At 60.8% G+C, this 13095-nt stretch carries 13 protein-coding genes and 1 pseudogene; 5 read left to right on the top strand and 9 right to left on the bottom strand.

What is annotated here, in order from left to right:
- The 9 genes and pseudogenes from NFC73_RS20145 to NFC73_RS20110 all read right to left on the bottom strand — a co-directional run.
- Window positions 1-224: pseudogene (locus NFC73_RS20145) on the bottom strand (primary-amine oxidase); the annotation flags it as partial.
- A 102-nt stretch (window positions 225-326) separates the two neighbouring features.
- Window positions 327-1325 (bottom strand): heme-dependent oxidative N-demethylase family protein, encoded by a 999-nt coding sequence (locus NFC73_RS20140; protein ID WP_254753157.1) that lies wholly within the window; start codon window positions 1323-1325, stop codon window positions 327-329.
- Window positions 1322-2299: a PDR/VanB family oxidoreductase gene (locus NFC73_RS20135; RefSeq protein WP_254753155.1), complete on the bottom strand. Its 978-nt coding sequence runs from the start codon at window positions 2297-2299 to the stop codon at window positions 1322-1324. The genes NFC73_RS20140 and NFC73_RS20135 overlap by 4 nt, the downstream gene beginning before the upstream one ends.
- Window positions 2296-2781 (bottom strand): dimethylamine monooxygenase subunit DmmA family protein, encoded by a 486-nt coding sequence (locus NFC73_RS20815; protein WP_305884519.1) that lies wholly within the window; start codon window positions 2779-2781, stop codon window positions 2296-2298. Before NFC73_RS20815 ends, NFC73_RS20135 begins: the two co-directional genes overlap by 4 nt.
- 8 nt (window positions 2782-2789) lie before the next feature.
- A complete protein-coding gene (locus NFC73_RS20130) occupies window positions 2790-3170 on the bottom strand; it encodes a cupin domain-containing protein (RefSeq protein WP_254753153.1) in 381 nt (126 codons plus the stop codon).
- A gap of 899 nt (window positions 3171-4069) precedes the next feature.
- A complete protein-coding gene (locus NFC73_RS20125) occupies window positions 4070-5554 on the bottom strand; it encodes an APC family permease (RefSeq protein ID WP_254753151.1) in 1485 nt (494 codons plus the stop codon).
- A gap of 270 nt (window positions 5555-5824) precedes the next feature.
- Window positions 5825-6205 (bottom strand): cupin domain-containing protein, encoded by a 381-nt coding sequence (locus tag NFC73_RS20120; RefSeq protein ID WP_254753149.1) that lies wholly within the window; start codon window positions 6203-6205, stop codon window positions 5825-5827.
- 651 nt (window positions 6206-6856) lie between these two features.
- Entirely contained in the window at window positions 6857-7564 is a 708-nt protein-coding gene (locus tag NFC73_RS20115) for a cache domain-containing protein (protein ID WP_254753147.1), read from the bottom strand.
- Window positions 7561-8280, bottom strand: a complete 720-nt coding sequence (locus tag NFC73_RS20110) for a FadR/GntR family transcriptional regulator (RefSeq protein ID WP_240484167.1) — start codon at window positions 8278-8280, stop codon at window positions 7561-7563. Before NFC73_RS20110 ends, NFC73_RS20115 begins: the two co-directional genes overlap by 4 nt.
- Before the next feature lie 413 nt (window positions 8281-8693).
- Between NFC73_RS20110 and hxlB the strand changes: the two genes are divergently transcribed.
- From hxlB to NFC73_RS20085, 5 genes are all read left to right on the top strand, one after another.
- On the top strand, window positions 8694-9293 hold the full coding sequence (gene hxlB / locus NFC73_RS20105) for a 6-phospho-3-hexuloisomerase (protein ID WP_254753145.1): 600 nt from the start codon (window positions 8694-8696) through the stop codon (window positions 9291-9293).
- A 55-nt stretch (window positions 9294-9348) separates the two neighbouring features.
- Window positions 9349-9972, top strand: a complete 624-nt coding sequence (gene hxlA, locus NFC73_RS20100) for a 3-hexulose-6-phosphate synthase (RefSeq protein WP_058931065.1) — start codon at window positions 9349-9351, stop codon at window positions 9970-9972.
- A gap of 332 nt (window positions 9973-10304) precedes the next feature.
- Window positions 10305-10457, top strand: a complete 153-nt coding sequence (locus tag NFC73_RS20095; RefSeq protein WP_254753143.1) for a hypothetical protein — start codon at window positions 10305-10307, stop codon at window positions 10455-10457.
- A 46-nt stretch (window positions 10458-10503) separates the two neighbouring features.
- A complete protein-coding gene (zwf, locus tag NFC73_RS20090) occupies window positions 10504-12072 on the top strand; it encodes a glucose-6-phosphate dehydrogenase (RefSeq protein ID WP_254753141.1) in 1569 nt (522 codons plus the stop codon).
- Window positions 12069-13061, top strand: a complete 993-nt coding sequence (locus NFC73_RS20085; protein ID WP_254753139.1) for a glucose-6-phosphate dehydrogenase assembly protein OpcA — start codon at window positions 12069-12071, stop codon at window positions 13059-13061. The genes zwf and NFC73_RS20085 overlap by 4 nt, the downstream gene beginning before the upstream one ends.
- Window positions 13062-13095: the final 34 nt, after the last annotated feature.

Raw genomic sequence — 13095 nt, 5'->3', positions numbered from 1 at the left:
GCGCGGTTGACCAGGACCGCGTCTGCTTCCCGGACGGTCTTGGCGCCGCTGCGCAGCAGTTCCTTGTCCGGCTCGCGCAGCTCAATACTGATGAACCGGAAGGATTCCGCGCCGGCCTGGCCACCCTTCAGGATCGACGCCGCACGGGAGATCTCGGCGCGGGAGAGCGGATCCAGGGGGTGCGATACCCCTACAACAGTTTCGGTTTCAATATCGATAGACATACTTTTCTCCTTGGTTCTTTCTTCGCAATGAGGGTCGATAAAGGTCTGACAGCCGGGGTGTTCTCCAACGATCGCTGGATGGGTAGAGGCCCGGGCGGGTGGCTAGGTGGCCAGCAACCAGTCAGATGCCGCCTTGCGGTACCTGCTGATGCCCTTGTACTCGGCCATGTCTTCCGGGAGCTCGGCCAAAACGCGGCCCACGGTCTCCCGCCAGACGGGGACCCGGGCAATGTCGGCGAGCGACAGAAGGTAGGTCCGGACCAAGAACAGGATCGCCCCGGAGTGGGGGAGGCGGATGAGGTGCTGGACCTCCACCCGCAGGTGGACTCTGTCCGGGAGGGCGGGATCGTCGGCGATGGTGCCGCGCTCCGGCGCCCAGTTGGGATAGGTTTCGGTGGAGGTGTCCAGACGCCGGTCGATGGTTAAAGTCCAGTTGGTCCGCCGGTACTGCTCGCCCGGCTGCAGCCTCAAGAGGAATTGCTCGGCCCGGCTGACGATCTTCTCCTCGAATACCCGTGGGACGGGGCCGTGGATTTCGTGGAATTTCATGCCGGTATCGAATCCGAGGGACCAGTCGGCGGCGAATGTGACGAGTCCGGCGTCGAGCCACAGCGCATCCTCGCGCTGGTCAAGAAAGACCATGTCGTCCTGGATCTGGCTGCCGAGGAACCGCAACGGGCCCCCCTGCAGGGAACTGTCGTCGCCGATGGTGAATTCCACCTCCAGGTCCTGCAAGCCGTTCCGCCAGCGGCAATTATTTCCCTCCCGGTGGAAGGACATAATGTCCGGGTTTTCTTCCGCCATTGCGGGCAGCAGGGTAGCGATGGCGTCCCACACGGCTGGCCGCATGTGCGGGAGGACCTGGATGCGTGAGGGATCCCGGTCCAGCACTTCGCCGCGTTCCTTGACGTCTGACAGGTAGTGCTCGTCGATGTCCAGCAGCCGGCCGCCCCACTCGCCAGCTTCAGTCGTCACTACTTTGCGGGACGGTTCGACGTTGGCGCTATAGCGGTAACTTTCACTGGAATAGGGAAAGGGAAAGCGTTTGATCCGTTCGGGGAGGGCCGCGGTGACCGGCTCTGTGTCGATGATGATGCTCAAAGGTCCAACTCCAATTCTTCATCCAGGCTGCGTGAAACGCAGCACATCATGGTGGTGTTCTCGGCTTTTTCCTGGTCACTCAGGTAGAGATCCCGGTGCTGGGGTGCCCCTCGAACTACTGACAGGGAGCATTCGCCGCAGATGCCCTTGCGGCACATGTTCGGAATGCTTTTTCCTGCTTTTTCGAGTGTCTCCAGCAACGAAACGCCGGCCGGAACTTCCAATCTGATGCCGCTGCGGGCCAGGTTCACTGAGAACGGTTGGCCCTCATCCAGGTCGGCCGCGCCAAAGGCTTCTGAATGCAAGAGGCCCTTCGGCCAGCCAAGGTCGCGGGCCTGCTCGAGGACTGAGTCCATGAAGGCAGCCGGGCCGCAGACATAAAGGTGAGTTCCAAGTTTCTGAGTAGTGAGCTTTTCCGTCAGAACTTCCTGGAAGCTGCCGCGATTATGGCATTCCGTCAATCCCTGTCCCAGCAGTTCCCTCGCTTCCGCAACGTGGGCCCCTTCGCCTGGCCGATAGCAGTAGATCAGGGATGCAGCCGCCCCCCATTCGGCTGCGAACCGGGCGTGTGAAAGCACCGGCGTGATTCCGATTCCTGCAGCAATAAGCAGGTGATGTTTGGCATTTGCCGCAGGAGCGAAGGCACTGCGTGGACGCGAAACGTGGACGCGGTCACCCACGGCGAGCCCATGCATGGCCAGCGATCCCCCGGCACTGCCCTCAACACGCAGTACGGAGATGGTGTACTCGAAGGGGGCGCTGCCTGATCCGGTGAGCGAATAGGCATTGGCGCCTGTCCCGTATTGGACCACCAGGTGGCTTCCCGGAACATAGGGAGGTAGAGGTTCCCCTGACGGGTCACCAAACGTGAGGCTGGTAATCGATGGCGTCTGGATGCTGACGTTTGTCACTTCCAGCAACAGGCCTCCTGCCACTGCCGGGTGGACAGTGGTCTCGAGCGTCGTCGCGGTCACGCTGCCTCCTCGGCATGGGCTGAGAATCCCAGGTAGCCTCCAATGCGCCGGGAAAAGTGGCTACTTATTGCCAAGGTAGTAGTGCATCCCTGACAGTCCACCTCGGAGCCGCTGGGTTGATCGGTAATGGTGGCCGTGCGGCAGTGTCCGCAGAAAACGAGGCGCGGACCCCCTTCGTCACAGAGGAGGGTCATCTCCTCGTCCAGCAGTCCGCATTCCGCTGCTGCTGCTGCGGCTGCATGGACGTCGACTGCAGGGCCGGCCAACACAAGACGGACACCGATGCATGACCGGCCGAGCACAGACCCAAGATTCGAGAGAGTTCCCTGGTCTGCAGACGGAAAACGGAGATCGTGCCGGGGCCGGCCACCGTTGTTTTGATCCGCGGGGGCATCTGTTGAGCCGAATGAGGCACAGATGACCCCGCGGAAACCTGGTTCGCAGCCGGTGCCAACTACCGGCCGCCTGGATGCGGAACACATGGGGGGTCCTACGGAGCGAAGGTGCGGTCGCCGGTGAAGAAACCCAGACCGTACTCAGGGGTTTCAAACTTGACGGTTGTGCCCTTGGGGAAGAACAGCACATCGCGTTCCTTGGCGTGCGTTACTTCTCCCGTGGCCTGGTCGGTGAGGATGAATTCACCCTTTACAACAACCTTCATTTCGTCGTAGGTGTACGTGTACACCAACGGCTCGGAAGCCTTCAATTCGAAGAATCCGGCGCACATGACCGATCCCTCGGGGTTGTGGAGGGAGTCGCCGATCGCGGAGATCGTCCCAGGCTCATTCATCGACGGCAGTCCGATGAAGCCGTTTTCAACCTTGTGGATGGAGCCGGCCTTGCTCAGTGTTCCTACGAGTGCGGTTTCCATGATTTCTCCTATGAATGGTGGTGTGAAAGATTTCTCAGTGCTGTTCATCGTTGTCAGAGCTGTTCGTCTTTGCTGCATGTGAGACTGCGCTGGAGATCTAGTTAGAACCCTGGATGGGCTCCGGGAGGATCCGTCTGCGATCCCGACATCCTCTGTTTCCAGAGGGCCAGCCGAGCTCTACTCGAGGTCGGTTTGGTGTGATGCCAGTCACGAACGTTTGTCCTGATTGCAAAGGTACGCGACGTTATTCATCTAGTCCAGCCTTTTTTAGAATTATTAATATGAGAGATTCAAGTTAATTTTTGCCAGCGGCTGTTGACATATTGGAACAATCAAGCAACGCGTGCGCGACCGCCAATCATGGCGCACGCGGAGGCCACTGTTCGCGCTCAAATCCATGATTATGCCCACGAATCCAAGGCGAGCCTTGTCGGGTGGAGAAAAGAGGGCTGGCCCCAGTGTCCGCTCGCGCTGATGGCCTCATCGCTGCCCGATCTCCCGGTGGAGGACCCAGTGACGCGGGAAACATGGTCATGACCTCCGGCGCCGGTCCTGAACAGGGCCCGCGAAAGCTCTCGCTACGCCCTGGGAATACGTCTAGTCCAATATTTTTTGCCCGCGGTGCCTGCCCTTCCTCCAAGGCCCGAGAAATAGATGGCCCGAGCGATGCGGGCCATGGTGCATGAGACAGGCGATGCCGTCATGGCTGCGATGGGACATCCATGCCGGCGGTGGGAGTGTAGAGGGAAAGCAAATACGTAGATTCCCGGACGCAGAAACAGGAAGGCAGACCGTTCTTGACCGGTCTGCCTTCCCGTCTTTGAGGCAGTGCCTGTAACGGTGACCGTCGGTCAGCCGGGGGACTCCTTTGGATCTAGAAGCCGTGGGTGCAGCTTCCGTTACCTGGCTACGGGAACCTCATCGTCCAAATCTGCGGCATCGTCATCAAAAGGGCGAGCAGCGGCTGCTTTTTTGGAGCGACTCGATTCGTGCTGGGAGTAGAACCAGATGGGTATGTAGAGCGCCAGTACGATGAAGCCGACCCAGGTCGGGGTCCAGCCGATCTCGAGGCTGTTGAGGTAGACCACACCGACCAGGCACAGGGGCAGATTGAACAGGCCGAAGACGATGGCGACGTTTTTCCAGCCCCTGGGTGCCGTGAATGGCCTCTCCAGAGCAGCAAAGTCGGGGTGCTTTTTGGCTCTGACGTAGGCGAACAGGCTGATGCCGTTGGCGCAGGTGTAACCTATCGCCGAGGCCGCGACAATTGCGGCGGGGTTTCCCATCGAAATCAGCAGCAGGTTGAAGGCTCCAATGACGAGCATGGCCACGAAGGGAGTTCCGTGGCGGTTCGTTTTGCCGAGGGACCTGGGGAGGTTGCCTTCCGCGGCCATGGAGTGCATGGCGCGGGACGAGCCCAGGTAAGCGGTTTGGATGATCAGTATCATGGCGGCGATCAACATGATGATGGTGATCATGGACCCGGCTTGGCCGAAGACTGCCTGGGCTACCGGAATCAGAGGCGAGACTGGCTCAGCCAGTACGCCGTCGACACCAAGGACACCGATCACTGCGGTTTGCACCAGTACATACGAGAAGAAGCAGATGATGCCGCAGGCAAGCAGGGCTTTGGGGACGTCTTTGGCCGGGTTTTTGTATTCGGGGCCGTAGATGGCTGCCGTTTCCCAAGCGCAGGCACTCCACTGGGCGATCGCAAAGATGCCAAAGAGGATCAGGATATGGTGCAGATCCCAGGCCCAGTCTGTCGGCAGCCAGTTGCCGGTGATGTTAGTCAGCTCAACGTGTCCGGTAGCAAAAGGCGCCACCGTCAGGACGACCAGCGGTATCAGGGAAAAGGCAGCCAGGATGTACCCCAGTTTGGCGCCGTCCTTGAGGCCGAACCAGTTGACGGCGAACAATCCCCCGAAAATCACTACCCCAGATACCAGCGAGAGCTGATACTCGGTAAACGTCTCGCCCAGCACCGGAAACAGCCCATGGAGGTAACCGCCGACCAGGATGGAGAAAATCGCCAGTACCGGGGTCCAAGCGAACCAGTAGCTCCAGGCACTGAAGCCGCCGATCAGCTTGCTCTTGTCGTACTTGCCCTGATAGTTCTCGGTGCGAAAAATATGCTGCGCGAACCCCGGCAAGCCAGAGGCTTTGGGAAAGGTCGTAGCCATCTCGGCATAGGCAGCGTTCTGAAAGAATCCCTGAACAACCGACAATCCCCAGATAAGAATGGCAGCAGCCGATAAATACATTGGAAGATAGCCCAAAGAGGGCAGAATCAGCAGCGGAACACCTAGCGCAATGGCCAGACCCTGCTTCCAGTCAATCGACCTTTCCAGGTCATCGACTCCGTCCGAACGATTTTTACTCATAAGAATCTCCTTTAGACGAACTTGGATTCGTCTGATTTTTTAGACATGTGAGTTGCTTCTTGGATCGTTAAAGAGGCGGCGCGGCAAACCACACCCTTTGCCGGCAGGTGCTAATCGTGTGGTTTGCCATTGCTCGGCGAGATCAATCGTGCTGATTGATTCAACAGACAGCGCATAATGCGGCGTAAATTATGGCGATTTGAAGGTACATGGATGTTCGCTGCCGGTGCCTGAAGCGGGCGGCCTGGACCCAGAACGCATGGTGGGGTCTTAGGGTGCGAAGGAACGGTGGCCGGTGAAGAAACCCAGACCGTACTCAGGGGTTTCAAACTTGACGGTTGTGCCCTTGGGGAAGAACAGTACATCGCGTTCCTTGGCGTGCGTTACTTCTCCCGTGGCCTGGTCGGTGAGGATGAATTCACCCTGGATGACGACCTTCGTTTCGTCGTAGGTGTACGTGTACACCAGCGGTTCTGATTCCTTCAGTTCGAAGAATCCGGCGCACATGACCGACCCCTCGGGGTTGGAGAGGCAGTCGCCGATGGCGGCATCACACCCGGGTTCGTTCATCTCAGGCAGTCCGATGAAGCCGTTTTCAACTTTGTGGATGGAGCCGGCCTTGCTGAGTGTTCCTACGAGTGCGGTTTCCATGATTTCTCCTTTGAATAGTGGCGTCAAAGATTTCTCAGAGCTGTTCATCTTTGTCAGAGCTGTCCATCTTTGCTGCATAAGAGACTTGCTGAAGTTCAAGTCAGAGCCCTGGCCGTGGCTCCGGGAGGGATCGTCTGCGAACCCGGCATCCTCCAACTTCCAGAGGGCCAGCCGAGCTCTGCTCGGAGTTCTGCCGGCGTGATGCCTGTCACGAAGGTTCGTCCTAACGGGCAAAGCTACGCCTCGAAATTCATCTAGTCCAGTCTTTTTTAAATGTTGGTTTCCGACCGGGCTCAATTTTCGCGTCAGCATGCAGGGGCAAGAATCGCAGCGCTTGCCTTAGGCAATGAGAGCTGTGCCGGGTCCGATCCAGATGGCTTGTAAGCCGGTAAATGAGCCGCTGGCGTAGAGTGCGACGGCAGACCGGGGGGCGGAGCGCACCTGGTGGAGGTGCTTCTTGGCATGTTCCGATCCAGACTCTGGAACGGAGTCGACTGTGATGTATATCACTTCAAATGTCGCAGGCTTAAAGCTATATGGCAACAGTTTTTTGCGGATCTCAGCCAACTTTGTCGGTCCCATGTATTGAGGCCTGCACACCAGAGCGCGAGCTGTAACAACGATCCAACGCCTACTTCAGGAGGCCCGAGGCTAGGGGGTATAGATCAAGGACAGCCCCAGATGGGGAACATTCAAATCCAACCGATGTTGGTCTGGAGATCCGGATTTGATCCGCTCGCCAACCAAGTACCTGCCGGAGTTGCCGAGAACGACGCGGTTGCTGGCGTTGATGAGGGCGGCATCGCCTGGGATGGCTCGCAGGGTTGGCATGATGAGGGGTTCCAGGTCCTTGATCCGAATATCGCATCCGGCTACGCCGGCAAAGTTCCCGTGGACGGAAAACGGAGCCGCGAACGTAAGGATGTATTCCTCGAAGCCAAGATAGTCGACATACGGCCCCCAAAAGGTCTGCTCACCTGTGGACGCGGCTGTTGAAAAGAACGGCAGCTTCTCATAGTTGTAATATCGGCTGCTGCCTGGAGTCAGGTCAAAATCAAGCCTGCCGATGGCGCCGGATTCCTTGCGGGACCACCATTCCCAAGGCCGGCCGCCCTCCTCAACGGATTCCGTGGCGAAGAAGGTCCCGGCACCGACAGCAAAAGTGTTATTCGTCAGGAACTGCCGTGAGAGTTCGTCCAATCCGACCAGGGCAGCCTTGTCGATTTTGGACTTGCCGGCGAGATTCTGTTCAAGCAGCGAGGCAACGGACCTGGAGAGTTTCTGAGTCTCCATGGCGACGCCGCTAATCCACGAAGTGAGGGCATTGGCAGCTTGTACGACTTCAGGGGGGGGCTTCATTGACCATCCTGGATTGATCGGGCGTAACCGAGGGTGAGTTTCTTGTCAATCAGATGGAAAATGTTTCGCCTGATGTGCTCAAGTACCAGTTTCTGGGCCTTCTCGGGTTGGTCCTGGGCGACTGCCCGGACCAATTCCAAGTGTTCAGCGGTTGCCTGTTCTGGGTCAAATGCCACCGTGAGCGGGGTCCATAGCTGCTGAACTGTTTCTTCCTGGAGCCGGATTTCGGCGTTGGCAAGCCTCGGTGATTGCGCGGCTACTGCCAACTCGATATGGAAGCGGCTGTCGGCAGGCGCACGCAATTCGGGGGTTGAGGCCAGAACCAATGCTCGCGCAAGTTCCTGAAGACGGTCGACGTCGTGTGCTTCCGCGCGCTCACATGCCAGCCGGACGGTCGTGGCTGCAATAGCGGAATGCTCGTCTCCGATGTCACGTATTTCCGAAATGGACGTCGAGAGGAACCAATCCCGGATGGTGTCGGTCTGCGTACGAGGCTGGCTGACGACGAAGGTTCCCCCGCTCCGGCCTCTGCGGGTCTCGACGATTCCCCGCTCGCGCAGGTCTCCCAAAGCTTCGCGAAGAGTCGCGCCGCCAACTCCAAACATCTCCGAGAGTGCCGCTTCCGGGGGTAGACGTTCACCTACTTTGAGCAGCCCGAGGCCAATGGCCTTGGTAATCCTGTCCACAATTGCGTCGGCCCTCTCGATTTCCGGCAAGGACCGATATATCTGCGATTGGAATGAGGACGGCGAGGCCAAAAGTCTGCGCTCCGAGAATGGGCTACGGGTCAGGACAACAACAAGCAGCCCGGACAGGACCTAAAGGACTTAACTCGTTCTTCAGAGTCTATGCAATAAATCCTTCAAAACTGCGGCTTTCAGAACGGTAGGCCTCCGCGCTCCAGCGGACCGGTCCCTCTCAGGAGCCACTCGTCCGGCATTGCAGTCCATGGACCACGGCGTTGGACGCTTCCTCAACGGACAGCCTGGGACACGCCCAATCCTTAAGTGTAGTTAGAACCGTCAGAAAACAGTGTTACCCCTGCCCTTTTGCTTCGGGATTATGGATATCAACCAGAAAGCATCGTTCGACCGACACAGGCCGACGACCGAAGGGAAAGGGACAAATCGTGAATCCGACAGCAAGTACAACGCTCACCGGGTACAGCACCACCGGTGACATTGTCCGCAATCTGTCTCTCGTCAGGGACGAGATCGCGGACACAGCGGCCAAGATCGACGAGCAGCAGGTAGCTGACGTGGCCCGCCATCTCAGCCACCCGGGCCGGGTGTTCGTGGCCGGCGCGGGCCGAAGCGGGCTTGTCCTGCGTATGGCCGCCATGAGGCTGATGCACCTGGGCCTGGATGTGCATGTCGCCGGTGACACCACAACTCCCGCAATCAGTTCCGGTGACCTACTCCTGGTGGCCTCCGGATCGGGAACCACCTCGGGAGTCGTCAAGTCAGCGGAAACAGCGGCGAAGGCCGGAGCGCGGATTGCCGCGTTCACCACCAACCCGGGTTCGCCGCTCGCTGGTCTCGCAGACGCGGTGGTGATCATTCCCGCCGCCCAGAAGACGGACCACGGCTCCAGCGTTTCCCGCCAGTACTCGGGGTCTCTCTTCGAGCAGGTCCTTTTCCTCGCCACGGAAGCACTCTTCCAGTCTCTGTGGGACAACACCGATGTACCGGCTGAAGAGCTCTGGCTCCGGCACGCCAACCTCGAATAACCGAACCACAATTTTCCACACCCACCGCAGTTCCCAACAGAAGGAAAACAACACCATGAAACTCCAAGTTGCTATGGACGTCCTGACCACTGAAGCCGCCCTCGAACTGGCAGGTCAGGTCGCCGAGTACGTCGACATCATCGAGCTCGGCACCCCCTTGATCAAGGCTGCCGGCCTCTCCGCCGTCACCGCTGTCAAGAACGCCCACCCGGACAAGATCGTCTTCGCTGACATGAAGACCATGGACGCCGGAGAACTCGAAGCCGACATCGCCTTCAAGGCCGGCGCTGACCTGGTCACCGTGCTCGGCACCGCCGACGACTCCACCATCGCCGGTGCCGTCAAGGCAGCCAAAGCCCACAACAAGGGCATCGTCGTTGACCTCATCGGCGTGGCAGACAAGGTCACCCGCGCCAAGGAAGCCCGCGCCCTGGGTGCCAAGTTCGTAGAGATGCACGCCGGACTCGACGAGCAGGCCCTGCCCGGCTTCGACCTGACCGGACTGCTCCGCGCCGGAGCAGAAGCGCGCGTTCCGTTCTCCGTCGCAGGCGGCGTGAAGCTCGCCACCATCGAATCAGTCCAGAAGGCCGGCGCTGACGTAGCCGTCGTCGGAGGCGGCATCTACAGCGCGGCCGACCCGGCACTGGCAGCGAAGCAGCTCCGCGCTGCCATCGTCTAACCATCCGAGTGACGGTGGCGTCCCACACCCGTGAAGCTGCGGGACGCCACCTCCGGGCTGCAGGACCCTGTGACTTCTTGGGGCCTGCAGCCGCGGAATGTCTTACCTGTACTGCCCGCGGAGAAACGTCACCGCGGGCAGTACGCATTCGGTGGAAGAACTAAGGCGATCCCGTCACACCGAACCTGATCAAAGAACACATCACGCCCTCAATGATGAGGGTTGGCACATTCGGGGGGACCCTCATCCTGGAAAGGAAGCTGTTCATCATGCGTAGTCAGGCCACACGCAATTTGGAAGTCATCGTCACCGAGCCTAGTCGGCTTTACGAGTTGCTCGACCATGCAGAGGCAGCGCTCCGCCAGGTAGCGACGCCCCATTGCTATGCCGGCATTCTGGTCACCCGCCATGATCCCAGCCGGTACACCCTCGCACTCAGCGACACCGTTCCCTATGGGGAGACCCGCGAGCAGATACTCTCGTGACCGTCGGCCGACTGCCGCACGGCCTTGCCGAAAGTTAGAAGCAACCATGTCAGTTACTTACGTTGATTCAAGTGTGAGGTCCGGACTTAAGGCCGGCCGCAACCCGTTGAGGGATCCGCGTGACCGTCGTCTGAACCGGATTGCCGGTCCGTCGTCGTTGGTGCTCTTCGGAGTGACCGGTGACCTTGCCCGCAAGAAGCTCATGCCGGCCGTGTATGACCTCGCGAACCGTGGGCTGCTGCCGCCGAGTTTCGCTCTGGTGGGGTTCGGCCGCCGTCCGTGGAAGCACGAGGAATTCGCCGCCGAGGTGAAAGCCTCGGTGAAGGCTTACTCGCGGACGCCGTTTGACGAGGCGGTCTGGAACCAGCTCGCCGAGGGTATCCGTTTTGTCCAGGGCGAGTTCGACGACGACGATTCGTTTGAGCGGTTGGGCGACACGATCGCTGAGCTCGATGAGCAGCGCGGGACACGCGGCAATCATGCGTTCTACCTCTCGATCCCGCCGAAGGCGTTCGAACAGGTCTGCCGGCAGCTGTCCAAGCACGGCCTGGCGCAGGCCGACGGCGACAAGTGGCGGCGGGTGGTCATCGAGAAGCCGTTCGGGCACGACCTCGAGTCCGCCCGGGCGCTGAACGACATTGTGGAGTCGGTGTTCCCGCCCGATGCGGTGTTCCGGATCGACCACTACCTGGGCAAGGAAACGGTCCAGAACATCCTGGCGCTGCGCTTCGCGAACCAGCTGTTTGAGCCGTTGTGGAACGCGAACTATGTGGACCATGTCCAGATCACCATGGCCGAGGACATCGGCACCGGCGGCCGGGCCGGGTACTACGACGGCGTGGGCGCTGCCCGCGACGTCATCCAGAACCACCTGCTGCAGCTGCTGGCCCTGACGGCGATGGAGGAGCCCATCTCCTTCAACGCCGATGACCTGCGCGCGGAGAAGGAAAAGGTCCTCGCCGCGGTCAAGCTCCCGGATGACCTCTCCACCCACTCGGCGCGCGGGCAGTTCGCCGGCGGCTGGCAGGGCGGGGAACAGGTCCAGGGCTACCTGGAAGAAGACGGCATCCCCGCGGATTCGACCACCGAGACGTTCGCGGCGATCCGGGTGGACATCCACACCCGCCGCTGGTCCGGTGTGCCGTTCTACCTCCGGGCGGGCAAGCGCCTGGGCCGCCGCGTGACGGAGATCGCGGTGGTGTTCAAACGCGCCCCGAACCTGCTCTTCCGTGACCATGGCGAAGATGACTTCGGCCAGAACGCCGTGGTGATCCGGGTCCAGCCCGACGAGGGCGCGACCATCCGGTTCGGGTCCAAGGTCCCGGGCACGCAGATGGAAGTCCGCGACGTGACCATGGACTTCGGCTACGGGCATTCCTTTACCGAGTCCAGCCCCGAAGCCTACGAACGGCTCATCCTCGATGTGCTCCTCGGTGAGCCGCCGCTGTTCCCCCGGCACGCGGAAGTGGAGCTGTCCTGGAAGATCCTGGACCCCTTTGAAGATTACTGGGCCGGGCTGAAAGAGCAGCCGGAGCCCTACGCTCCCGGGTCCTGGGGCCCTGCCTCGGCGGATGAACTGCTGGCCCGCGACGGACGAACCTGGAGAAGGCCATGATTGTAGATTTGCCGGACACCACCACCTCGAAGATCTCCAAGAAGATCACCGCCCTGCGTGAGCAGGGCGGCGTGATCGCTCTGGGCCGGGTCCTGACCCTTGTGGTCGTGACCCGCTCCGGGCTCGAGGAAGAAGCGATCGAGGCCGCGAACGAGGCCAGCCGCGAACACCCCTGCCGGATCATCGTCCTCGCCGACGCCGGAGCCCAGGCCCCGAACCGGCTCGACGCGCAGATCCGGGTGGGCGGTGACGCCGGCGCGTCCGAGGTCATCGTGCTCCGCGGCTACGGCGAGCTCGCCCACGAAAGCGAGTCCCTGGTCGCGGCCCTGCTCCTGCCGGACGCACCGATCGTGGCCTGGTGGCCGCACGGGGCGCCGGAGAACGCCTGCGAAACCTCCGTGGGCCGGATCGCGCACCGCCGGATCACCGACTCCGCCAACGAAACCGACCCCCAGGCGGCGCTGGAGAACATCCGGGCCACGTACAAGGCAGGGGACACCGACCTCGCCTGGACCCGGCTGACGAACTGGCGGATCCAGCTCGCGGCGGTCCTGGACCAGGTGGACCCCTCGCCCGTCACCGCAGTGGCCGTCGAAGGCGCCTCCGACTCCCCGTCCACGATCCTGCTCGCGGCCTGGCTGACCCTGGCCCTGGACGCACCCGTGACCATCGTTGCGGACCCCGCCGGCACCGGCATCCGCCGCGTCAGGCTCACCCGCCACAGCGGCGACGTGCAGCTCTTCCGCCCCGGACTCTCCGTCGCGGAACTGACCCAGCCCGGACAGCCCGCCCAACGCATCTCCCTGCCACGCCGCAGCCTCAAAGACTGCCTCGCCGAAGAACTCCGCCGCCTCGACCCCGACGAAGTGTTCGGCGAAGTGATTCGCAGCCTTGGTACTTTCAGAGTGCATCAAGCCAGCAGCGTGAGGTTCACCTGCAGCGGGGAGCCAGAACGTAACCTGGACCGCTTGTCACTGATCGCCGTATAAAGGACCCCGACTCACCGGATCCGCCCGGATCCAG

Origin of the sequence: Pseudarthrobacter humi, from assembly GCF_024294965.1 — a bacterium.
Taxonomy (GTDB): Bacteria; Actinomycetota; Actinomycetes; order Actinomycetales; family Micrococcaceae; genus Arthrobacter; species Arthrobacter humi.
This window is presented reverse-complemented; position numbering and strand designations above follow the sequence as displayed.